The 22,061-nt window shown below is 74.9% G+C and carries 21 protein-coding genes; 10 read left to right on the top strand and 11 right to left on the bottom strand.

Annotated elements, in window-relative coordinates; all coding sequences use genetic code 11:
* Positions 1 to 55 precede the first annotated feature (55 nt).
* A complete protein-coding gene (locus AC1VL8_RS01040) occupies positions 56 to 2,092 on the bottom strand; it encodes a beta-galactosidase (RefSeq protein ID WP_483073779.1) in 2,037 nt (678 codons plus the stop codon).
* Between the two features lie 209 nt (positions 2,093 to 2,301).
* On the opposite strand from AC1VL8_RS01040, the gene AC1VL8_RS01035 reads away from it, so the two are divergent.
* The 3 genes from AC1VL8_RS01035 to AC1VL8_RS01025 all read left to right on the top strand — a co-directional run bounded on the left by AC1VL8_RS01035 (position 2,302) and on the right by AC1VL8_RS01025 (position 4,527).
* On the top strand, positions 2,302 to 3,444 hold the full coding sequence (locus AC1VL8_RS01035; protein WP_483073778.1) for a glutathione-independent formaldehyde dehydrogenase: 1,143 nt from the start codon (positions 2,302 to 2,304) through the stop codon (positions 3,442 to 3,444).
* Positions 3,445 to 3,559: 115 nt separating this feature from the next.
* A complete protein-coding gene (locus tag AC1VL8_RS01030; RefSeq protein ID WP_483073777.1) occupies positions 3,560 to 4,186 on the top strand; it encodes a hypothetical protein in 627 nt (208 codons plus the stop codon).
* Between the two features lie 23 nt (positions 4,187 to 4,209).
* Positions 4,210 to 4,527, top strand: a complete 318-nt coding sequence (locus tag AC1VL8_RS01025; RefSeq protein ID WP_483073776.1) for a sulfurtransferase TusA family protein — start codon at positions 4,210 to 4,212, stop codon at positions 4,525 to 4,527.
* Between the two features lie 16 nt (positions 4,528 to 4,543).
* On the opposite strand, the gene AC1VL8_RS01020 is transcribed toward AC1VL8_RS01025, so the two are convergent.
* Both AC1VL8_RS01020 and AC1VL8_RS01015 read right to left on the bottom strand, forming a co-directional pair.
* Entirely contained in the window at positions 4,544 to 5,443 is a 900-nt protein-coding gene (locus AC1VL8_RS01020; RefSeq protein ID WP_483073775.1) for a siderophore-interacting protein, read from the bottom strand.
* Between the two features lie 137 nt (positions 5,444 to 5,580).
* On the bottom strand, positions 5,581 to 6,042 hold the full coding sequence (locus tag AC1VL8_RS01015; RefSeq protein ID WP_483073774.1) for a MarR family winged helix-turn-helix transcriptional regulator: 462 nt from the start codon (positions 6,040 to 6,042) through the stop codon (positions 5,581 to 5,583).
* 116 nt (positions 6,043 to 6,158) lie between these two features.
* Here AC1VL8_RS01015 and AC1VL8_RS01010 point away from each other — a divergent pair, with 116 nt between their 5' ends.
* Positions 6,159 to 7,391 carry an MFS transporter gene (locus AC1VL8_RS01010; RefSeq protein WP_483073773.1) on the top strand — a complete coding sequence of 411 codons (1,233 nt, stop codon included), beginning with the start codon at positions 6,159 to 6,161 and terminating at the stop codon, positions 7,389 to 7,391.
* A 49-nt stretch (positions 7,392 to 7,440) separates the two neighbouring features.
* Here the strand turns inward: AC1VL8_RS01010 and AC1VL8_RS01005 are convergent, their stop codons facing one another.
* The 4 genes from AC1VL8_RS01005 to AC1VL8_RS00990 form a co-directional block, all read right to left on the bottom strand.
* On the bottom strand, positions 7,441 to 8,151 hold the full coding sequence (locus tag AC1VL8_RS01005) for a response regulator (protein ID WP_483073772.1): 711 nt from the start codon (positions 8,149 to 8,151) through the stop codon (positions 7,441 to 7,443).
* Positions 8,148 to 9,602, bottom strand: coding sequence for a sensor histidine kinase (locus AC1VL8_RS01000; RefSeq protein WP_483073771.1), 1,455 nt, complete (start codon positions 9,600 to 9,602; stop codon positions 8,148 to 8,150). The genes AC1VL8_RS01005 and AC1VL8_RS01000 overlap by 4 nt, the downstream gene beginning before the upstream one ends.
* A 129-nt stretch (positions 9,603 to 9,731) precedes the next feature.
* On the bottom strand, positions 9,732 to 10,559 hold the full coding sequence (locus AC1VL8_RS00995) for an ABC transporter permease subunit (RefSeq protein ID WP_483073770.1): 828 nt from the start codon (positions 10,557 to 10,559) through the stop codon (positions 9,732 to 9,734).
* Positions 10,556 to 11,509: an ABC transporter ATP-binding protein gene (locus tag AC1VL8_RS00990; protein ID WP_389231097.1), complete on the bottom strand. Its 954-nt coding sequence runs from the start codon at positions 11,507 to 11,509 to the stop codon at positions 10,556 to 10,558. The genes AC1VL8_RS00995 and AC1VL8_RS00990 overlap by 4 nt, the downstream gene beginning before the upstream one ends.
* 239 nt (positions 11,510 to 11,748) lie before the next feature.
* Here AC1VL8_RS00990 and AC1VL8_RS00985 point away from each other — a divergent pair, with 239 nt between their 5' ends.
* The 4 genes from AC1VL8_RS00985 (at position 11,749) to AC1VL8_RS00970 (ending at position 16,781) form a co-directional block, all read left to right on the top strand.
* Entirely contained in the window at positions 11,749 to 12,615 is an 867-nt protein-coding gene (locus AC1VL8_RS00985; RefSeq protein ID WP_483073769.1) for a Bax inhibitor-1/YccA family protein, read from the top strand.
* Between the two features lie 103 nt (positions 12,616 to 12,718).
* Positions 12,719 to 14,125 carry a cystathionine beta-synthase gene (locus AC1VL8_RS00980; RefSeq protein ID WP_483073768.1) on the top strand — a complete coding sequence of 469 codons (1,407 nt, stop codon included), beginning with the start codon at positions 12,719 to 12,721 and terminating at the stop codon, positions 14,123 to 14,125.
* A gap of 110 nt (positions 14,126 to 14,235) precedes the next feature.
* Entirely contained in the window at positions 14,236 to 16,605 is a 2,370-nt protein-coding gene (locus AC1VL8_RS00975) for a carbon starvation CstA family protein (protein WP_483073767.1), read from the top strand.
* On the top strand, positions 16,602 to 16,781 hold the full coding sequence (locus tag AC1VL8_RS00970) for a CstA-like transporter-associated (seleno)protein (protein ID WP_389231084.1): 180 nt from the start codon (positions 16,602 to 16,604) through the stop codon (positions 16,779 to 16,781). The genes AC1VL8_RS00975 and AC1VL8_RS00970 overlap by 4 nt, the downstream gene beginning before the upstream one ends.
* A gap of 230 nt (positions 16,782 to 17,011) precedes the next feature.
* Here the strand turns inward: AC1VL8_RS00970 and AC1VL8_RS00965 are convergent, their stop codons facing one another.
* Positions 17,012 to 18,277, bottom strand: a complete 1,266-nt coding sequence (locus AC1VL8_RS00965) for an FAD-binding protein (protein ID WP_483073766.1) — start codon at positions 18,275 to 18,277, stop codon at positions 17,012 to 17,014.
* Between the two features lie 126 nt (positions 18,278 to 18,403).
* Between AC1VL8_RS00965 and AC1VL8_RS00960 the strand changes: the two genes are divergently transcribed.
* A complete protein-coding gene (locus AC1VL8_RS00960) occupies positions 18,404 to 18,808 on the top strand; it encodes an FKBP-type peptidyl-prolyl cis-trans isomerase (protein ID WP_389231077.1) in 405 nt (134 codons plus the stop codon).
* A 146-nt stretch (positions 18,809 to 18,954) separates the two neighbouring features.
* Positions 18,955 to 19,674, top strand: a complete 720-nt coding sequence (locus AC1VL8_RS00955) for a purine-nucleoside phosphorylase (protein ID WP_483073765.1) — start codon at positions 18,955 to 18,957, stop codon at positions 19,672 to 19,674.
* Between the two features lie 3 nt (positions 19,675 to 19,677).
* Here AC1VL8_RS00955 and AC1VL8_RS00950 read toward each other — a convergent pair whose 3' ends face one another.
* The 3 genes from AC1VL8_RS00950 to msrA form a co-directional block, all read right to left on the bottom strand.
* A complete protein-coding gene (locus AC1VL8_RS00950; protein ID WP_483073764.1) occupies positions 19,678 to 20,424 on the bottom strand; it encodes a hypothetical protein in 747 nt (248 codons plus the stop codon).
* Positions 20,425 to 20,495: 71 nt separating this feature from the next.
* Positions 20,496 to 21,200 (bottom strand): HEAT repeat domain-containing protein, encoded by a 705-nt coding sequence (locus tag AC1VL8_RS00945; RefSeq protein WP_483073763.1) that lies wholly within the window; start codon positions 21,198 to 21,200, stop codon positions 20,496 to 20,498.
* Positions 21,201 to 21,304: 104 nt separating this feature from the next.
* Positions 21,305 to 21,973 carry a peptide-methionine (S)-S-oxide reductase MsrA gene (gene msrA, locus AC1VL8_RS00940; protein ID WP_389231067.1) on the bottom strand — a complete coding sequence of 223 codons (669 nt, stop codon included), beginning with the start codon at positions 21,971 to 21,973 and terminating at the stop codon, positions 21,305 to 21,307.
* Positions 21,974 to 22,061: the final 88 nt, after the last annotated feature.

Below are 22,061 nucleotides of genomic sequence, written 5' to 3'. Positions count from 1 at the left end.
GGCGTCCCCCCGGCGCGCCGCGTGCCGACGCGCCGGGGGTGGGCTGGGTGGGTGGTCAGGACTCGAGGACCACGAGGTCCCACGCGCCGACGACCAGCTCGTCGCCCGCGGCGACGTCGTCCCCGGTGAGCACGGACCGACCGGCGACGGGTGCGGCGACGGTGACGGGCGTGCCCGCGTAGTTGAGCAGGTAGGTGACGGCGCTCCCGGCGGCGTTGGTGCCGCGGCGGACCGTGACGGTCCCCGCGAGGTCCTGCGCCCAGTCGCCGACGCCCGCGTCCCGGACCGCCAGGGCCAGCACGGCGCGCAGCAGCGTGGGGGAGGTCATGGTGCCGACGTGCACGTGCGACCCCGCGCCGGTGCGGTGCCGGGTGACCGCCGCGTAGCCGCCCCAGGCGGGGTGGTCGTAGGACGCGAGCGCCTCGGCGCCCTCGGGGCGCAGCAGCTCCATGAAGGTCAGGGCGCCCGCGTCGGCACCGGACGCACCCGCCAGGTCGCCGTGCAGGGTCAGCCCGACGCCGTCGGGGACCGTGAACTGGCTGTAGGTGAGCCCGGCGACCTCGGTCAGCCCGTGCGGCGCGGTGTCGTGCCACACCTGCACGTGCTCGTCGGCGACCGCCGTGCGGAACGTGGTGACCAGGTGGCCGCCGGCGCGGACGAACGCGTCCAGCCGGTCGACCGCGGCCTGCGACGCCGTGTAGAGCGCGGGCACCACGAGCAGGTCGTAGCGCCCCAGGTCGGTGTCGTCGACGGACACGAAGTCGACCTCGACGTTCAGGTCGAACAGCGCGTCGTAGACCCAGCGGAGCACGTCGTTGTAGCCGATCGAGCTGCCGAACACGCCGTCGATGAACCCGGTCTCGAGCGTGAACCACTGCAGCGCGGTCAGCGCCTCGTTGCTCACCAGCACCGCGACCCGGTTGTGCTTGCGCAGGTGGATCAGCGACGACCCGACGCGGGCGGCCTCCCGGCCGAAGACGCCGGCCTCCTCGTAGGTCGGGTTGCTCTGCAGGTCGTGGCTGAGCAGGCCCTTCCAGTACGTCTCGAACGAGCTGTGGATCGAGTGCCAGTGCCAGTACATGACGCCGTCCGCGCCGCTGGCGAGGTGGCTGTACGCCTGGAGCCGCAGCTGGCCCGGGTAGGGCAGCCAGGCGAGCTGGCCCTGGGCCTGCGTCTCCAGGACCAGGTAGTTGGCGCCGCCCTTGATCGAGCGGGTCATGTCGCCGCCGAACGCGATCTCCTTGCCGGTGAGCCGGTCCTGCGTCGGGTGGTAGATGTCGACGCCGGCCACGTCGACCGCCGCGGCGGCCTTGAAGTGGTCGACGGAGGGCTGCAGCCCGTAGGACCAGCCGGGCGTCCAGTCGAAGTCGAAGTTCTGCGTCACCCACTGGTCGTCGCGGGCGTACTCGCGCACGATCCCGGCCTGCCAGCCGAGGAACTGCTCGACCAGCCGGCGGCGGAACGCCTCGAACGCCGCGCCCAGCGAGCCGTTCACCGTGCCGCGCACGTCGGGGAAGTCCTCCCACGCGTCGACGCGGTTGGACCAGTAGTCCAGGCCGAACGCACGGTTGAGCGCCCCGAGGTCGTCGGCGAACTCGGCGCGCAGGTGCTTGACGAACGCCCGCTGCACGGCCGGGCCGGCGGTCCCGTAGTGCTTGGTCTCGTTGTCGACCTGGAACCCGATGACGCCGGGGCGGTGCGCGGTGCGCTCCAGCAGCCGGCGGATGACGCGCTCCGCGTGGAACAGGTACGTCGGGTGCGTGATGTCCATGATCTGCCGGGCGCCGTACCGGCCCTCGCCGGCGGCGGTCGTCGCGAGGACGTCGGGGTGCGAGGCGACGAGCCAGGCGGGTACGGCGTACGTGGGGGTGCCGACGATCACGTGGATGCCGGCCCGCTCGAACGCGTCGAGCGCGCGGTCGACGTGCGTGAAGTCGAACACGCCGGGCTGCGGCTCCAGCGTGCTCCACGTCGACTCGGCGATGCGGACGACAGTGATGCCGGCCGCCCGCATCATCTCGACGTCGGTCTCGATGCGGTCGGTCGGCATGTACTCGTCGTAGTACGCCGCACCGAACAGCAGCTCGTCCACGGACCTCACCCTTCGTCGCGCGATCGCCGGGCGTCAGCCGTCCGGCCCGGTCCGTCGGTGGACCGCCACCCACTCTACTTACCGTTCGGTAGGTAGAGCCCCGAGATGCCGGACCCGCCCCCGCGACCGACCATCGACGGACCCCGCCGTGCAGCAGTGCGCGACGACCAGGGCGGGCCCCCGGGCGCCGCCGGAGGAGGTCCACCCCCATGCGCGCAGTCGTCTACCGCGGTCCGCACCAGGTCGAGGTCACCGACGTGCCCGACGCCCGGGTCGAGCAGCCCACCGACGTCCTCGTCCGGATCACCACCACCAACATCTGCGGCTCGGACCTGCACATGTACGAGGGACGGACCTCCGTCGAGGAGGGCACCGTCTTCGGCCACGAGAACATGGGCGTCGTCGAGGAGGTCGGCTCCGCCGTCACCCGGATCCGGGTCGGCGACCGGGTCAGCGTCCCGTTCAACATCGCCTGCGGCACCTGTCGCAACTGCCTGCAGGGCTGGACGTCGTTCTGCCTGCGCACCAACCCCACCGAGGGCATGGCAGGCGCCGCGTACGGCTACGCGAACATGGGCCCCTACGACGGTGGTCAGGCCGAGGTGCTGCGCGTCCCGTACGGGGACGTCAACCTGCTCCGGCTCCCCGAGGGGACGGACCACGAGAACGACTTCACGATGCTGAGCGACATCTTCCCGACCGGGTGGCACGGCACCGAGCTCGCCCGGATGGCCGAGGGCGACGACGTCGCCGTCTTCGGCGCCGGGCCGGTGGGCCTGATGGCCGCGCACAGCGCGATGATCCGCGGCGCGTCCCGGGTGTTCGTGGTCGACAAGGAGCCGGACCGGCTGCGGCTCGCGGAGAGCATCGGCGCGGTCGCCGTCGACCTGTCCGCCGGCGACCCCGTCGAGCAGATCGTGGACGCCACCGACGGGCGCGGCACCGACTGCGGCGTCGAGGCCGTCGGCTACCAGGCGCACGACGCGAGCGGCGAGGAGCACCCCGAGCTGGTGCTCGACAACCTCGTCGCGGTCGTCCGCGCGACCGGCGGCATCGGCGTCGTCGGGGTCTACCTGCCCGAGGACCCGGGTGCGCGCGACGAGGCCGCGCGGCAGGGGCGGATCGGGTTCGACTACGGCACGTTCTTCATGAAGGGCCAGCACATGGGCACCGGGCAGGCGCCGGTGATGCGCTACAACCGGCAGCTGCGGGACCTGGTCGTGGCCGGGCGGGCGACGCCGTCGTTCATCGTGTCGCACGAGCTGCCGCTCGAGGACGCCGCCGACGGCTACGCCCGGTTCGACGCCCGCGAGGACGGCTGGACCAAGGTGCTGCTGCACCCCGGCGCCTGACCGCGGTGCGCCACCGCCCGCCGCCCGGCCTCCCCGGGTTGCGGGGCCGCGGGCGGCGGCGCACCCTGGCCCCCTGTGCAGCGCCGCGCAGCAGGCGTGACGACGCGGAGGAACCATGCCGGCCCTCGACGACGCGGACGGACCGGACGCCGTCCGGTCGCTCAGCGCCCTGATCCACACCCTGACCGTGCAGGCCGGGCCGACGCTGGGCGTCGACGTCCAGGCCTGCTGCTCCGCCGTGGTCCGCGGCGTCGACCGCTGGTTGGCCGCCGGGTCGGTGGGCGCGGCCCGGTGCGACGGCGTGCAGGACCGCCACCGCCAGGGCCCGCGCTACGAGCTGCGCCGGACCGGCGCCCCGGTCGTCGTCCCGGACCTCGGCGCCGAGCGGCGCTGGCCCGTGTGGTCGCACGCCTGCCGCGTCCAGGGGTTCCGGTCGGCGGCCGTCGTCGCCGGGTCGCGGCGGGACGTCACCGTGCACCTGGCGCTGCACGCCCGGGAGCCCGTCGTGTGGGACGCGGCGCTGGTGGACCGGGCGGCGGGCCTGGCGGAGGGCATCGCGTCGGTCGTCGTCGTCCGCGAGGAGCTGATCGCCCTGGCGGAGGCGGTGGGCGACCTGCTCGACGGCGTCCGGGCCGACGGGGTCGTGGCGGAGGCGGTGCGGGTCGTGATGGACCTGCGCGGCTGCGACGCCCCCGAGGCGCGGGCGTTCCTCACCTCGGCGACCCCGGCCCGCGGGTCCTGAGCGGACGGCAGTACAGTCGCGGCGTGATCGTGCACCTGGACGGCGGCGACCTCGGCTGCGCCCGGCTGCTCGTGCTGCTGCGGGCGCGCGCCGCCGAGCTCGCGCCGGGCACCGTCGTGCACCTGACGACGACCGACCCCGTGGCGCCGATCGACCTGCCCGCGTGGTGCCGCATGACCGGGCACCGGTACCTCGGCCCGGTCGCCGACGGGCGGGGCCGGGACGGCGCGGACGGCCCGGGCGTGGCCCGCCCGGACGCCGCGACCTACGCGGTCGAGGTCGCGGCGCGTCCCCGGGCGACGGACCCCGACCGCCCCTGGCACACCGTCCCCGGCGCCTGAGCCGGAGCGGGCTGGGTCAGTCCAGCCCGGCGGCCGCCTCGGCGTCCTCGATCCCGCGCAGCCACGCGCGCTTGCCCGCGCGCCAGCCCTCGTCGGCCTCGCCGAGCCGCCAGTAGCCGGAGATCGACAGGTCCGCCTTGGTCAGTCCGCGGTCGACGCGCAGGTACCGCCGCAGCTCACGGACCGACCCGGCCTCGCCGTGCACGAAGGCCTGCACGCGGCCGGCGGGCCAGGGCAGGGCGCGGACGGCCTCGACGAGCCGGGCCCCGGGCGCCGCGTCGCCGGTGTGCACCCACCGCAGGGCGATCCCGTCGGGGACGTGCAGCGCGACCTCCTCGGCGCGGTCCGCGACCTCGAGGACGGCGGTGCCGGACGCGCTGGCGCCGAGCCGCTCGAGGGCGACCGCGACGGCGGGCAGCGCGGAGGCGTCGCCGACGAGCAGGTGGTGGTCGGCGGTCAGGTCGGGGGAGTACCCGCCGCCGGGGCCGACGACGGCGACCTCGTCCCCGGGGACGGCCGCCGCGGCCCACGGCCCGGCGACGCCGCTGGCGCCGTGCACGACGACGTCCACGGTCAGGGTGAGGTCCATGTCGTCGTAGGCGCGCACGGTGTAGGTCCGCATCCGGGGCTGGTGCTCCGGGGGCAGGGCGGTGCGGGCGGCGTCGAGGTCGAGGCGGCCGTCGGGTGTGGTCCAGGTGGCGAGGACGTCGCTGCCGGAGGCGGTGGCCCCGAGGCCGGGCACGAGCACGAGCTTGATGTAGGAGTCCGCGTACGGCGACGGCGCGAAGCCCGCGAGGCCGGGGCCGCCCAGGGTGAGCCGCACCATCGCGGGGGTGAGGCGCTCGGTGCGCAGCACGGTGGCGCGCAGGGCGGTGGGGCGCGGGCGCGGCGGGGCTGCGGGGTCGGTCGTGGTCACGCGGGAAGCACCTTCCGGTCGTTGCGGGGTGCCGGACGGGTCGGCGCGGGCGCCTCGGCCCGGGGGCGTGACCGGTGCGCCGGTTCGAGCGTAGGGCGTCCTCACCCGGCCCGTCACGTGCGCGGCCGGGGGTGGGTTCAGCGGCCGAGGTGCGTGCGCGCCCAGGAGTCGACGTCGGCGTTCAGCCGGGTGAGCAGCCGCGCGAGGTCGGCGCGGTCGGCGTCGGACCAGGCGTCGAGGATCTCGCCGTAGAGCGCGGCGCGCACGTCGCGGGTGCGGCGCAGCGCGTCGACGCCCTCGTCGGTGGCCTCGACGACGGTCACGCGGCCGTCGTCGGGGTGGGCGGTGCGGGTGACGAGGCCGGCCTGCTCCATCGCGAGCACCTGGCGGGTGACGGTCGAGGGGTCGAGGCGCAGGGCCTCGGCGATGGCGTTGACGCTGGTGGAGCCGTCGACGGCGAGGACGCCGAGCACGAGGTAGGCGGACCGCTCGAGCTCGCCCTGGCGCCGGGCGGCGGACCGCCGGGTCCGTTCGGACAGGCGCAGCAGCATGGCCACCTGGCCCTCGATGGTCCGTACGGCGTCGTCCGGCTCGCGCACCGGTCCTCCCTCGTCCTCGTCGGTCGTGCGCAGTCTCGCACGTCTGGCTCGGTAACTCCATGTATGATACAGATAAAACGACACCGACCCCCGACGACGTCTCCCGAGGAACCGCTATGCCCAGTCGGCACCACGAGCCGCACCGCACCGCCATCTACGCCACCGCCCTCACCGCGTTCTTCGCGATCGCGGGCATCGCCGTGGTCGACCCGATCCTGCCGGTCATCGGCACCGAGATCGGCGCCTCGACCTGGCAGATCGAGCTGCTGTTCACCGCCTACCTGATCGTGATGGCCGTCGGGATGATCCCCGCCGTCATCGCCACCGGCCGGTTCGGCTACCGCGCCGTCCTCGCGACGGGGGTGACGGTGGTCGCGGTCGCCGCCGGCCTCGCCGCCGCGTCCGGGAACATCCTCCAGCTCGCCGTGCTCCGCGGGCTGTGGGGCCTGGGCAACGCGATGTTCTTCGCCACCGCGATGGTGCTGCTGGTCGCGCTGGCCACCGACCGCGAGTGGGTCGTCGAGCTGTTCGAGACCTGCGTCGGCCTCGGCTTCGCCGTGGGTCCGCTGATCGGCGGGCTGCTCGGCCAGATCTCCTGGCGCGTGCCGTTCGCCGCCTGCGGGGTGCTCATGCTCGTGGCGCTCGGCATGTCCGTGACGCGGCTGCGCGACCCGCAGGAGCCCCCGACCCCGCTGCGGCTGCGCGACGTGCTCGCCCCCTACCGGCGCCCGGCGTTCCGCACGCTGTGCGTGGTGACCGCGGCGTACAACTTCGTGTTCTTCGTCGTGCTCGGCTACACCCCGGTGTTCCTCGGCCTGGACGTCGTCCCGCTCGGCCTGGTGTTCACGGCGTGGGGCATCGGCCTCGCGGTGGGCATCCTCGTGGTCGGCCACCGGCTGGCGCACCGCATCGGGGCGGTGGCGACGGTGGGCGTGGCGATCGGCGGGCTGCTGGTCGCCCTGGTCCTGCTCGCCACCAGCGTCGGCACCGCCGAGGCGGTCGTCGTGCTGGTGCTCGCGGGGCTGTGCATGGGCATCGCGAACGCGAACCTCACCGACCTGGCCCTGGGACTGGGCGGCGCCGAGCGCCGGACCACGACGGCCGCGTTCAACCTGGTGCGCTGGGGCTTCGCCGCCCCGGCCCCGGTGATCGCCGGGCTGCTGCACCCGGTGAGCCCGACCGCCCCGTTCTGGGTCGCCGCCGGGGTGCTCCTGATCGGCGTCGTCGCGTTCGCCTGGAAGGGCCACACGATGGCGGCCGGGGTCGGCGAGCGGCTGACGCTGCGGCGCTGGGACCGCGCGGCGCGGTCGGCCGAGGGCGCGCCGGAGGAGGCGCTCGGCGAGGTCTGACCCGGACGGGCGCCGGCCGCCGGCCAGGCGCGTCGGCGCCCGCGCCCGCTCAGGACCGCTGGACCAGCCCCGTCTCGTACGCCAGCACGACGGCCTGCACCCGGTCCCGCACCCCGAGCTTGGCGAGCACCCGCCCGACGTGGGTCTTCACGGTCGCCTCCGACAGGAACAGCCGCTCGGCGACCTCGGCGTTGGACAGCCCCTCGGCGACGGCGAGCAGCACCTCGCGCTCGCGGTGGGTGAGCCCGGCCAGGCGGGCGTCCTCGCCGGCGGCCGCGGGCGCGGCGCCCTCCCGGGGCAGCTCCCCGGCGAACAGCTCGAGCATCCGCCGCGTCACGCGCGGCGAGACGACGGCGTCGCCGGTCGCGACGGCGCGGATCGCGGCGGTGAGCTCCGCGGGCCGGGCGTCCTTGAGCAGGAACCCGCTGGCACCGGCGCGCAGGGCGGCGAACGCGTACTCGTCGAGGTCGAACGTCGTGAGGATCAGCACCCGCGACGCGGACCCGGACGCGGCGATCTGCGCGGTCGCCTCGATCCCGTTCACCCCGGGCATCCGGACGTCCATCAGCACCACGTCGGGCCGCAGCGCGGCGACCTGGCGCACGGCCTCGGCGCCGTCGCCCGCCTCGCCGACCACCGTGAGGTCGTCCTCGACGTCCAGGACCAGCCGGAAGCCCATCCGCAGCAGCGGCTGGTCGTCGACGAGCAGCACGCGCACGGGGCCCGACCGGGGCGCGGGCTCGGTCGGGGTGCTGGTCACGCGGTCTCCTCGGGTCGGGCGGGGGTGCTGCGGGGCAGGACGTCGGGCGGGCCGCCGGCGTCGTCGGTGCGGAGCTCGACGTGCACCCGCCACCCGCCGCGGTGCGGTCCGACGCCCACGGTGCCACGGTAGACCGCGGCCCGTTCCCGCATCCCGACCAGCCCGCGGCCGGTGCGGACGACCGCAGGCCCGGGCACGGCGGGCTGCGCGTCGGTCCGGGCGTCCAGCGGGTCGCCGCGGCGCTCGCCGAGCCGCTCGCCGATCCGGCCGAGCCGACCGACCTCGGGCTCGGCGTCGGCGACCTGGACCGGCCGCGCGCCCCCGCCGTCGTCGACGACCTCGATGCCGACCCGGCCGGAGCCGTGCCGCACGAGCACGTCGACCCGGGTGCCGGCGCCGGCGTGCCGCAGCGCGTTGGTCAGCGACTCCTGCACGACGCGGTAGACGGTCAGCGCCAGCCCCGCGTCGGCCGGCAGCGGCGGGCCGGCGGTGGTGAGGTGCACGGTCAGCCCGGCCGCGCGGAACTGCTGGACCAGCGACTCGAGGTCCTGGCTGCCCGGCTGCGGCTCGAGCGGGACGTCGGCGCCGCGCAGCACGCCGAGCATCCGGCGCATGTCGCCGAGGGCGGACCGGCCCGCCTCGGACAGCAGGTCCAGCGCGGCCTCGGCGTCGTCGGGGGAGCGGCGCACGGCGGCGCGGGCCCCGTCGGACAGGGCGATCATCACGGTCAGGCCGTGGGCGACGACGTCGTGCATCTCCCGGGCGATCCGGGCCTGCTCCGCGGCGGCCGCGAGCTTGGCCTGCTGCTCGCCCGCGTCGACGAGCTGCTGGTGCCGGTCGACGAGCGCCCGCGTGTGCAGGCGCCGGCCGCGGACGTTGGCGCCGACGGCGATCGCGAGCAGCCCGGCGAGCAGGAACGACGGGGTGTCGGTGGCGACGGAGTCCTCGGGGGACGGCTGGATCACCTGGCCCTGCGCGTCCGTGACGGTCACGCCGCCGGCCGGCGTGGGTGGTGTGCTGACCCCGCCCCAGGCCAGCAGCGCGGCCAGGACGAGCGCCCCGGACCCGCCGAGCAGCAGCCAGCCGATCCGCTGCGGCCGGGTCGCGACCACGACGTACAGGCCGAGCGCGAAGCCCACGTCCAGCGCCCCGACGTGCCCGGCGACCGCCACGTGAGCCACGCAGAGCAGCCCGAGGGTCATCGCGACGTGCACGGGCCACCGCCGCCGGACGACCAGGGCCAGCAGCGCGAGCACCGTCAGGGCGAGGGACATCACGGAGCGCGGGCCCGCGAGCAGACCGCCGTCGCCCTCGACCGGGACGGGACCGGCGTCGGCCAGGGCGCCGACGGCGAAGAACAGGCAGACCAGCACGTCGGACGCCACGGGCCGGCGCGCGAAGAACCGGCGGACGCGGCCCAGGCGGCGGGCGTCCAGCTCGGTGAAGGTCACGGGGAGGTGACCCGGGTCCTGGCTCAGCGGTCCCTCCGGGGTCGCGTGCGGGTGGGGGGCGTGGGGGCTGGAGCGGCGGTGGCCCCGCCCCCGGGTCGGGGACGGGGCCACCCTGCCACGCGGGCGGGATCAGGCGTCGCGGCGCCGGAGCAGCAGGCACGCCGCGGTCACGGCGAGCACGCCCCAGGCGACCAGCACGCCGTAGCCCTGCCAGGGCGACAGCACCGCGTCGGGGCCGCCGTTCTGCACCAGCTGGGAGCCGGCGGACATCGGCAGGTACGGGCTGATCTTCTCGAAGAACGTCCACGGGATCATCGACAGGATGCCCTCGACGACCAGCAGCAGGCCGAGCACCGTGGCGAGCGCGCCGGCCGAGTGCCGCAGCAGGGCGCCGATCGAGAACGCCAGCAGGGCGATCGCCGCGAGGTACAGCGGCGCGCCGAGCAGGATGCGCTGGTTGGTCGCGTCCGCGAGGTCGACCCGGTAGGTCTCGCCGAGGACGGGGTAGGTCACGGCCCAGCTGAGCACGGTGCCGATGATGCCGGTGACGAACGAGACGACCACGACGACCAGGCCCTTGGACAGCAGCGCGGGGACCCGGGTGGGTGCCGCGGTGAGCGTGCTGCGGATCATCCCGGTCGAGTACTCGCCGGTGACGGTCAGGACCGCCAGGACGCAGATCGCGAGCTGCGCGAGCTGGATGCCGCCGACGAGCTCACCCGCGGTGAAGGCGCCGAGGTCGACGCCGGAGCGTTCCATCTCCCGGGTGCCGAAGTAGGCGATCAGCCAGGCGATGCCGGCCTGCGCGACGACGGTGATGGGCACGACCCACCAGGTGGAGCGCACGGACCAGAGCTTGATCCACTCGGACCGGACCAGGCGGGGGAACGTGACGCGGACGTCCGACGAGGGGCGGGCGGCGGCGCGGGGACGGGTTGCGGTGGCGGTGGCGCTCATCGCCGGGCCTCCTCGGGGAGCGTGCCGGCCGCGGGTGCGGGGACGGCGGGGGCGGAGTGGTACTCGACGTCGTCGGCGGTGAGCGACATGTAGGCGGCCTCGAGGGACGCGGACACCGGCGTCAGCTCGTGCAGCACGAGCGCGCCGCGGGCGGCGACCTCGCCGACGGTCTCGGCGCTCGCGCCGACGACGTCCAGCACGCCGGCCTCGACCGAGGTGATCGACACGTCGGGGCCCTGGAGCAGCTCGGCGAGCCGGGCGGCCTGCGGGCTGCGGACCCGGACGCGCGTGCCGGACGCGCCGGCGACGATCTCCGCGACCGGGGCGTCGGCGATGATCCGGCCGCGGCCGATCACGATGAGGTGGTCGGCGGTGACGGCCATCTCGCTCATGAGGTGCGAGGACAGGAACACCGTCCGGCCCTCGGCCGCGAGGCCCTTGACCAGGTTGCGCACCCACAGCACGCCCTCGGGGTCGAGGCCGTTCACCGGCTCGTCGAGGATGAGGGTCTGCGGGTCGCCGAGCAGGGCGGCCGCGATGCCGAGCCGCTGGCCCATGCCGAGCGAGAACCCGCCGACGCGCTTGCCCGCGACGTGCTGCAGGCCCGTCATCTCGATGACCTCGGCGACCCGCCGGCCGCCGATGCCGTGGGTCGCGGCGATGGCCCGCAGGTGGTTGCTGGCCGAGCGGCCGGTGTGCACGGCCTTCGCGTCGAGCAGGGCGCCGACCTCGGTCAGCGGGGACCGGTGCTGGGCGTAGGGCTTGCCGTTGACGGTGACGGCACCGGAGGTGGGACGGTCGAGGCCCATGATCATGCGCATGGTGGTCGACTTGCCGGCGCCGTTCGGGCCGAGGAAGCCGGTCACCCGGCCGGGCTGCACGGTGAAGTCGACGCCGGCGACGGCGGTCTTCTTCCCGTACCTCTTGGTGAGACCTGTTGCCTCGATCATGGTGTCCTCGCAGGTGGGTCGGCTGGGTACATGACGAACCTACGGAGCCGGGGCCCGCGCGGGAACATCCTCAGGGCCGAAACCGGGCGGCCGGAACCTCGTCCGTGAGGCGCACGCCGGTCAGCCCTGCGGATGACCACCGGGGCGGGTGCGGACCGGGGGAACTAACCGGCGACCTGCGGCGTTCTAGGCACCAGTACGACTGCCGGCTCGATCACGAACCGACTCCTGGAGGACCGATGAGCAACCCGGTGTTCAACAACAGCGCCGTCTTCGGCGACCCGCGCGCCCGCGGCAACCGGGCCGCCCGTCAGCAGCAGCGCGGTGGCACCGCCACCTACGGCGCGTCCGTGCCCGGCGCCACGGGCCCCGTCGTCGAGGCCTCGACGCTCGACGCCATGTACGGCGCCCCGACCGCCACCACGCGCGACACGGGCCGCCTCACCTACGACGACGTCATCGTCAAGACCGGCGGGCTGCTCGCGCTGCTCGTGGTCGTGGCGGCGGCGACCTGGAACTTCGCGCCCGGCCTCTGGCCGCTCGGCGCGGTCGTCGGCCTGGTCCTCGGCCTGGTCAACGCGTTCAAGAAGAACCCGAGCCCGCCGCTGATCATCGCCTACACGGCGGCGCAGGGCGTGTTCCTCGGCGGCATCAGCCTGGCGTTCCAGAACATGACGTTCGACGGGCAGAACGTCCAGCCCATCGTGTTCCAGGCGGTGGTGGCCACGATGGCGACCTTCGGCGCCGCGCTGTTCCTGTTCCGCTCGGGCAAGGTACGGGTCACGCCGAAGTTCACGCGCTGGCTCATCATCGCGATGGTCGGCTACCTGGCGTTCTCGCTGGTGAACTTCGGGCTGTCGTTCTTCGTGGACAGCGCGGGCTTCGGCCCGCTGCGAGACGAGCCCTGGGGCATCCTGATCGGCCTGTTCGCCGTCGGCCTCGCCGCGGCCAGCCTCATCATGGACTTCGACTCCATCAAGCGCGGCGTCGAGCAGGGCGTCCCGGCGAAGTTCGCCTGGTCGGCCGCGTTCGGCCTCATCGTCACGCTGGTCTGGCTGTACCTGGAGATCCTGCGGATCCTCGCGATCCTGCGCGGCGGCGACTGACCGCTCCCCGCGGTACCGACGGCCCCGCACCCCGCCACCTAGGCTGGGGCTGCGGGGCCGTCGCACGTCCCCGTCCGTCCGTCACCGCACCTGGAGCCCTCCCGTGAAGTACGCGCAGCACATCTCCGAGCTCGTCGGCGGCACGCCGCTCGTCCGGCTCAACGTCGTCACCGCCGGCCTGTCGGCGACGATCCTGGCGAAGGTCGAGTACCTCAACCCCGGCGGCTCCGCGAAGGACCGGATCGCGCTGAAGATGATCGAGGCCGCGGAGGCGTCCGGCGAGCTGCGCCCGGGCGGGACGATCGTGGAGCCCACGTCCGGCAACACCGGCGTGGGGCTCGCCCTGGTGGCGCAGCGCAAGGGCTACCGCTGCGTGTTCGTCTGCCCGGACAAGGTCTCCGAGGACAAGCGCGACGTCCTGCGCGCGTACGGCGCCGAGGTCGTCGTCACCCCGACGGCCGTGCCGCCGGACCACCCGGACTCCTACTACTCGGTGTCGGACCGGCTGGTCACGGAGATCGAGGGCGCCTGGAAGCCGAACCAGTACGCGAACGTCAACGGTCCCGCGAGCCACTACGCGTCGACCGGCCCGGAGATCTGGTCGGACACCGACGGCCGGGTCACGCACTTCGTCACCGGGGTGGGCACCGGCGGCACGATCACCGGCACCGGCCGGTACCTGCACGACGCCTCGGCGGACCGTGCGGCGGCGGACGGCGGCCGCGTGCAGGTCGTCGGGATCGACCCGCTCGGCTCGGTGTACTCGGGCGGCGACGGTCGCCCGTACCTGGTCGAGGGCGTCGGCGAGGACTTCTGGCCCGCCGCGTACGACCCGTCGGTGCCGGACGAGATCATCGCCGTGTCCGACGCGGACTCGTTCGCGATGACCCGCCGCCTGGCCCGCGAGGAGGCGCTGCTGGTCGGCGGCTCCTGCGGGATGGCCGTCGAGGGGGCGCTGCGGCTCGCGCGCCGGCTCGAGGAGGAGGACCCCGAGGCGGCGGCCCGGGCCGTGATCGTCGTGCTGCTCCCGGACAGCGGGCGCGGCTACCTGTCGAAGATCTTCAACGACCGGTGGATGCGGTCCTACGGGTTCCTCGACGCGGACGCCGGGCAGACCGTCGCCGACGTGCTGCGCACCAAGGACGGCAGCGTCCCCGCGCTCGTGCACACGCACCCGAACGAGACGGTGCGCGACGCCATCGAGATCCTCCAGGAGTACGGCGTCTCGCAGATGCCCGTGGTCGGCGCGGAGCCGCCCGTCAAGATCGGCGAGGTCGCCGGGTCGGTGTCCGAGCGCGAGCTGCTGGACGCGGTGTTCTCCGGCACGGCGTCCCTGTCCGACCGCGTCGACCGGCACATGGCCGCTGCGCTGCCGCTGATCGGCTCGGGGGAGTCCGTGGAGTCCGCCCGCGCGCAGCTGCAGGAGCACGACGCGCTGATGGTCGTCGACGACGGCCAGCCGGTCGGCGTCCTCACCCGCCACGACCTCCTGGCGTTCCTCACCCGTTGAGCGCCGGCCCCGCGCACCACCTACGCAGCGCGCCCCTGTCACCCGTTCGGGTGGCAGGGGCGTTCCGCGCCCCGCTAGGTTGACCGACGACCGAGCGAAGGAGCTGGGACATGGCGCAGGCGACCGTCGAGGCCGACGACTACACGGACGAGGAGCGGTCGCGGGTCGTCCGCGCGCAGGACGGCACGCCGGTGGGGGTGGTCCCCCGGCAGCGGTGGACGCCGCTGCGCGTCGCCGTGTGGATCGCGGTGGCGCTGCTCGGGGCGGTCGGCTGGACGATGCTGGCGGTCGTCCGCGGGGAGCAGGTCAACACCCTCTGGTTCGTCGTCACGGCGGTCGCGACGTACGCCATCGCGTACCGGTTCTACGCCCTGTACGTGCAGCGCCGGATCATGCGGCCCGACGACACCCGCGCCACGCCCGCCGAGCGCGTCGACGACGGGCAGAACTACGACCCCACCGACCGGCGGGTGCTGTACGGCCACCACTTCGCGGCCATCGCCGGCGCGGGCCCGCTGGTCGGCCCGGTGCTCGCCGCGCAGATGGGCTACCTGCCCGGGACGCTGTGGATCATCCTCGGCGTGGTCGTCGCCGGCGGGGTCCAGGACATGCTCGTCCTGTTCTTCTCGACCCGCCGCGGCGGGCGGTCGCTCGGGCAGATGGCCCGCGACGAGATCGGGCGGTTCGGCGGGACGGTCGCGATGGTCGTCGTGTTCGTGATGCTGATGATCGTGCTGGCCGTGCTCGCGATGGTCTGCGTGAACGCCCTGGCCGAGAGCCCGTGGGGCGTGTTCTCGGTCGGGTGCACCATCCCGATCGCGCTGCTCATGGGGCTGTACCTGCGGTTCGTCCGCCCGGGTCGGGTCACCGAGGTCTCGCTCATCGGGTTCGTCCTGCTGATCGCGGCGATCATCGGCGGGCGCTGGGTGGCTCAGTCCTCGTTCGGCGAGCACCTGCACCTGTCGCCGGTGACCCTGACGTGGGCGATCGTGGTGTACGGGTTCTTCGCCGCCGTGCTGCCGGTGTGGCTGCTGCTGACGCCGCGCGACTACCTGTCGACGTTCATGAAGGTCGGCACGATCCTCGTGCTCGCCCTCGGCATCGTGCTGGTCCGGCCGATCGCGCAGATGCCGGCGGTCACGGAGTTCGCGTCGAACGGCGAGGGCCCGGTCTTCGCGGGCGCGCTGTTCCCGTTCCTGTTCATCACGATCGCCTGCGGCGCGCTGTCGGGGATGCACGCGATGGTCGCGTCGGGGACGACGCCGAAGATGGTGCAGAAGGAGTCGCAGATCCGGATGATCGGGTACGGCGGCATGCTGATGGAGTCGTTCGTCGCGATCATGGCGCTCGCCGCCGCGGTGTCGCTCAACCAGGGCGTGTACTTCTCGATGAACGCCCCCGCCGCGATGACCGAGGGCACGTCGATCGGGGCCGAGGCTGCGATCGGCGAGCTCGGCGTGACCGACCCGGCGGGCGACCCCATCGAGATCCGCTGGGAGTCCACCGGGCCCGACGGCGAGGAGGTCGTGCTCACCGGCGCGGCCGCGCTCGACCAGGTCGCCGAGGACGTCGGAGAGCCCTCCGTGGTGTCCCGGACCGGTGGCGCGCCGACGCTCGCGGTCGGGATGGCGCACATCCTGCACCAGGTGGTCGGCGGCAGCGGGATGATGTCGTTCTGGTACCACTTCGCGATCATGTTCGAGGCGCTGTTCATCCTGTCGGCCGTCGACGCCGTGACCCGCGTGGCCCGGTTCCAGCTGTCCGACGCCGTCGGCAACTGGGTGCCACGGTTCCGGGACCCGACGTGGCGGGTCGGCGGGTGGTTGTCGACGGCCGTCGTCGTGTCCGCGTGGGGGTCATTGCTGCTGATGGGGGTCACCGACCCGCTCGGCGGCATCCGGACGCTGTTCCCGCTGTTCGGCATCGCGAACCAGCTGATCGCCGCGGTCGCGCTGCTGGTCGTCACCGTGATGGTGGTGCGCAAGGGCTACGCGCGGTGGGCATGGATCCCGCTGCTGCCGCTCGCGTGGGACACCGTCGTCACCTTCACGGCGTCCTACCAGAAGATCTTCTCCAGCACGCCGGCGATCGGGTACTGGGCGCAGCACGCCGAGTACCGCCGGATGGTCGCCGCGGGCATCGACGACCCCGCGGCGCTCGCGGACGCCCGGGCCGTCGTCCGGAACACCGCGATCCAGGGGACGCTGTCGATCGTGTTCGTCGTGCTGGTCGCGACCCTGTTCGTCGCGGCGCTGCTGACCGTGGTCCGGGCGCTGCGGACCCCGGGCGGGATCGGGACGTCCGAGGACGAGCCCGTGGCCTCCCGGCTGTACGCGCCGTCGCAGCTGCTCGCGTCGCCGCTGGAGCGCAAGGTCGAGGCGGAGTACGCGGGGCTGGTCGCGGACGGCCGGGTCGAGCCGGTCGGCGGCGGGCACGGTCAGCCGCACGGGCCCGGGCAGCACGGCGGGGGCGACCGGTGACCGCGCTGGCCCGGGTGGCCCGGTCCGTCCGCTGGTACGTCCGCGAGCTCCTCGGCGACGCGGCCTACGACCACTACCTGGCCCGCCACGCCCGCGAGCACCCCGGGCACACCCCCCTGTCGCACCGCGACTTCTACCGCACCCGCCGGCCCCCCACCGCCGGCGGCTGCTGCTGACCCCGCCCCCTCGCTGTCCCGCCCCTCCCGCTCCCTCCCGTCCCGACCCCTCACCGTCCCGACCCCTCACCGTCCTCCGGGGTGGATCCACCCGGTGCGACACGCGCGGCGCGGCGGACACGATTCGTCCACCCCACGCCGGGGTGGATCCACTCGGCGTCGGGGTGGATCCACCCGGGGCGGCGGCGGTCGGCGGCCGGGGGCCGGGGGTCCGGGGCCCGGGTGATGGGTCAGGAAGCCAGGACGTGGCGGGTGACGAAGGGGTTGGCGAAGGTGGCGGTCGGGTCCAGGCGGGTCACCAGGGACCGGAAGTCCGGCAGCCGCGGGTAGAGGTCGGCCGGGTCGGAGCCGGGGGCGCCGACGGCGGCGAACAGCTTGCCCCAGTGCGGGCGGGCGCCGAACGGGGCGAGCGCCGACTCGATGCGGGGCAGCAGCGCCTCGACCTCGGGCTGGCGCGGCAGCCAGGTGAAGTGCAGGCCGACGCGGTCGCCGCCGTACGCGCTGCTGAGCCAGAGGTCGTCGGCGGCGACGGTGCGGATCTCCGCGACCTGCAGCAGTGGCGCGACGACCGGCCCGAGGGCCCGCAGCGCCTCGATCGCGTCCACCGCGTGTGCGCGGGGCACCAGGTACTCGGACTGCAGCTCGTCGCCGTTGGACGGCGTGAACTCCAGCCGGAAGTGCGGCAGCCGCTCGTGCCACGGCCCCGGCACGCCGAGCTGCGGGGTGCAGCTGACGGGGTCGATGCCGGGCAGCGGGTGCAGGGGCCCGGTCGCGGGCACGGCGCCGAGCAGGTCGGTGCGCGGCTCGTAGGTGCCGCCGACCGGGACCCGGGTCTTGCGCCACACCTGGCGCACTGCGGGGCCGGTCCAGTCGGTGAACAGGCTGACCGAGTCCGCGGACCCGGTGACCTCGTCGAGGTGCTCCAGCACGGCGTCCCAGGGCAGGTCGGTGTGCACCTCCTGCGCGACGTCGTAGGTGGGCTCGACGTCGAGGGTCACGCGCACGACCACGCCCAGCGCCCCCAGGCCGACGACGGCGCCGGCGAGGTCCGCGTCGGCGCGGGTGAGGTGCAGCAGCGACCCGTCGGCGGTCACCAGGTCCAGCCCGGCGACGGCGGAGGCGAGGTTCCGCGAGCGGTCCCCGGAGCCGTGGGTCGCGGTGGCGACGGCGCCCGCGACGGAGATGTGCGGCAGCGAGGCGAGGTTGTGCAGCGCCCAGCCGCGCGGGTGCAGCGCCCGCGCGAGGGTGCCGTACCGGGTGCCGCCGGTGACCGTGACGGTGCGGGCCCGCTCGTCGAGCACGACGTCGGGCTCGAGGCCGTCGAGGCGCACCAGGTCGTGCGGGGTGTCCGCGAGATCGTTGAAGCAGTGCCGGGTGCCGAGGGCCCGGACGTGCCGGGCGGCCGCGACGACCTCCTGCACCTGCTCGACGGTGCGGGGCTCGTGCACGCGCGCGGCGGCGTAGGTGCGGTTCCCGGCCCAGGTGGTCAGCGACATCGGTGCTCCTGTCCCGGCGGGCGCGCGTCGCCCGCCGCCTGCGACGCTAACCGACGCCGCGCGTTCGCGACGCGTCGGTGGCAGCGGGCAGGATGGGGGCGTACCACCCACGACCAAGGAGACGTCATGCCCGCCACCCTGCCCGAGGCCACCGGATCGTTCGGTGAGAAGCCGACCCTGACGTTCCCCGACGGCCCCGCGCCCGCCGAGCTCGAGGTGCTGGTCCTGTCGCCCGGCGACGGCCCGCTGGTCGAGGCCGGCGACGACCTCGAGGTGCACTACCTCGGCCAGAGCTGGGGCGGGGGCGTGTTCGACAACTCGTACGACCGCGGCTCCTCGATCAGCTTCCCGATCGGTGTCGGCGCCGTCATCGGCGGCTGGGACGAGGGCCTGGTCGGCCAGCCCGTCGGCTCGCGCGTGCTGCTGTCGATCCCGTCGCACCTCGGCTACGGCGACCGCGGCGTGCCGCAGGCCGGCATCAAGGGCGGCGACACGCTCGTGTTCGTCGTCGACATCGTCGGCACGCACTGACACCCGACACCACGCCACACCACGCCGCCCGCTCCGCCCACCGGCGGGCCGGGCGGCGTCGTGGCGTCCGGCCCGCTGCGGCCGACCCCACCACGGCCGACCCCGTCCCGTCCCGTCCCTGAACCACCCCCGCCCGAGGAGCCCGCATGCCCACGCCGCACATCTCCGCCCAGCCCGGTGACTTCGCCCCGGACGTCCTCATGCCCGGCGACCCGCGCCGCGCGACCCGCATCGCCGAGACCGTGCTCGAGGACGCCCGCCTGGTGACCGAGGTGCGCGGTGTGCTCGGGTACACGGGCACGTGGCAGGGTCGGCCGGTGTCCGTGATGGCCTCGGGCATGGGCGTCCCGTCGATCTCGATCTACGCGACCGAGCTGTTCCGGTTCTACGGCGTGCAGCGGATCATCCGGATCGGCACGGCCGGCGGCATGTCCCGCGAGCTGGAGCTCGGCGACGTGGTGGTCGCCACGGCCGCGCACACGGACTCCGCGGTGAGCGCGAACCGCATCCCCGGCGGGATCCACTACTCCCACGTCCCGGACTTCGGGCTGGCCGCCGCCGCGTTCGCCGCGGGCCAGGGCACGCCGGGGTCCCGGGTGCACGCCGGCCCGGTGCTGACGTCCGACGTGTTCTACGCCGACCGGCCGCACGTGTCGCAGGCGCTGGTCGAGCACGGCACGCTGGCCGTCGAGATGGAGGCGGCCGGCCTGTACGCGGTCGCCGACCGCGAGCGCGGCAAGGCGCTGGCCCTGCTGTCGATCTCCGACTTCACGTTCCCCGGGCCGGAGCTGACCGCCGACGAGCGGGAGCAGCTGTTCGACCGCGCGGTGCAGCTGGGGCTGACCGCGTTCGCGACGGCGGATTGAGCCTCAGCCGGTCGGCAGGGTGAGCCGGGTGACCGCGCCCTCCGCCAGGTGGTCGAGGGGCGCGGTCACCCCGTCGAGCGCGAACCCGCACCCGTCGGTCGGCCACGCGACGCGCACGGCCCGGCCGTCGCCGTCGACGAGGTAGACCTGCGGCTGCGACTGCCACATCGCGGGGCAGGCCTGGTCGGGGCCGGGGAGCTCGCTCGGTCGGCGCAGCACGGCGAGCAGCGCGTCGAGGTCGCCGGTCAGCTCGACCTGGGTGACCGTGACCGCGGGCGGCTCCGACGGCCCGGCGTCCCCGCCCGGCTCGGCGGGATCGGCACCCGGCTCGCCGGGGACCGGCCCGTCGACCCCGACGAGGCCGGCGAGATCGCTCTCCCCGGCGGCGAGGTCCTCGACCGACGGCGGGTCGAGCAGGATCGAGGGCGCGGGGTCGGGGGCGAGGACGACGGGCCCGCTCAGCGGTCCGCGGCACTCGACGGCGGCGACGGGCTCGAAGTCCGCGGGCACCGCGCCGGCACGTGGACCCGGCCGGTCGTGCCCCGGCGGCGGCTGGATGCCGAGCTCGGCGAGCACGTCGGGTGCGAGGCAGTCCGGTCCGCTGGCGACCACCTCGGCCGCCGGCGGGGCGGCGGTCTCGGGTCCGCAGCCGCTCGCGACGAGCGCGGGCAGGACGATCGCCAGCGCGACCGCGGCGCGGCGGCGGTCGCGACGGTCGGCGTGCGAGGCGGCGGCGTCGGTCGGGCGCATGCCTCCCGACGCTAGCGGGACGGGGCCGCGGTGGGGGCGCTTCCGGCGGCCCGATCGGGCGACGGGACGTCTCAGCCGAGCAGCCGGGCCAGCCGGGCCTTGCGGCCGTTCTCGCGGACGACCCACACCACGTCGGGGTCGGTCGACGCCTCCCACGCGCGGAACGCCGGCAGCCCCGCGGCGGGGTCGGCCGCGACGGCGACGCTCCAGCAGTAGCCGAGCGCCTGGCGCAGCGTCCGGACGTCAGGGCGCCGCCGGGCGGTCGCCGGGAGCGCGGCGAGCCCGGCGGTCGCGGCGGTGCACGCGGCGAGCGCGGCGGCGGCGGTCGCCGGGTCGTGCAGCAGCCGGGGCTCGCACACGCCGGCGACGGCCGCACGACGTACCAGCGGGTCGGTGTCCTCGACCCAGGCGGCGACGAGCCCCCGCAGCGCGGCGGGGTCCGCGTCGCCGACGCGCTGGAGCGCCATCGCGGCGGCCTCACGGACCCGCCAGGACGGGTCGGCGGCACGCTGGCGGAGCAGCCGCTCGAGGGCGGGGTCGTCGGGCGCCCCGGCCAGCAGCCGCCCGACGCCGACGGTCCCGCAGCACCGCAGGTACTCGTCGGCCTCGTCCGCGAGCGCCAGCAGGAGGTCCGGGGGCGCGACGTCGGCGCACGCGGTCATCAGCCCGAGGTCCGCGCGGGGCCCCGGCAGGCCGGACCCGGCGGTGAGGTAGGCGCGCACCTCGGCGGGGCCGAGCGTGCGCAGGACGGCGTGGTGCTGCGCGGGGCTGCTCACCTCCCGCACGCTAGACCCGCCGGTTCCCGTGGGCCGGACCGGACGTCCCGGGCGCACGACGACGCCCGGCCCCGCGGGGGACCGGGCGTCGCGGGTCGGTCGGGTCAGGCGTCGAGGGGGCGCGGGCAGGACACGCCCGTGCCGCCGATCCCGCAGTACCCACCGGGGTTCTTGTCGAGGTACTGCTGGTGGTAGCCCTCGGCGAAGTAGTACGGCCCCGCCTCGTCGGCGGTGCGGATCTCCGTGGTGATCTCGCCGTACCCGGCGCGGGTCAGCCGCTCCTGGTACGCCGCGCGGGTCTCCTCGGCGACGGCGGCCTGCTCGGGCGTCGTCGTGTAGACCGTGGACCGGTACTGCGTGCCACGGTCGTTGCCCTGCCGGTAGCCCTGCGTCGGGTCGTGGGACTCCCAGAACGTCCGCAGGATGTCGGCGTCGGACACCACGGCGGGGTCGTAGGCGACCTGGACGACCTCGGCGTGCCCGGTCAGCGCCGTGCACGTCTCCTCGTACGTCGGGTACGGCGTGTACCCGCCCTGGTAGCCGACCGACGTCGTCACGACGCCCGGCAGCTGCCAGAAGATGCGCTCGGCGCCCCAGAAGCAGCCCATGCCCAGCGTGATCGTGCGGGTGCCGTCGGGCCACGGGCCCTGCAGCGGCGTCCCCAGCACGGTGTGGGTGGTGGGGACGGTGTACGCGTAGCCGTCGCGGCCGGTCAGGGCGCGCTCCGGGGTGACCATCGTCGATGCGAGGGCCGATCCGAACAGCCAGCTCATGGGTGACTCCCTTCCTCGGGTCCGACGGCCTCAACCGTCGGCGGTGTCCGCGTGTTCCCGTGGCGCGGAGCGCCTAGCCTGGGGGCGT

It is taken from the genome of Cellulomonas sp. KU4C, assembly GCF_056868065.1.
The sequence above is the reverse complement of the archived record's forward strand: the minus strand, read 5'-3'. Positions and strand labels throughout refer to the sequence as shown.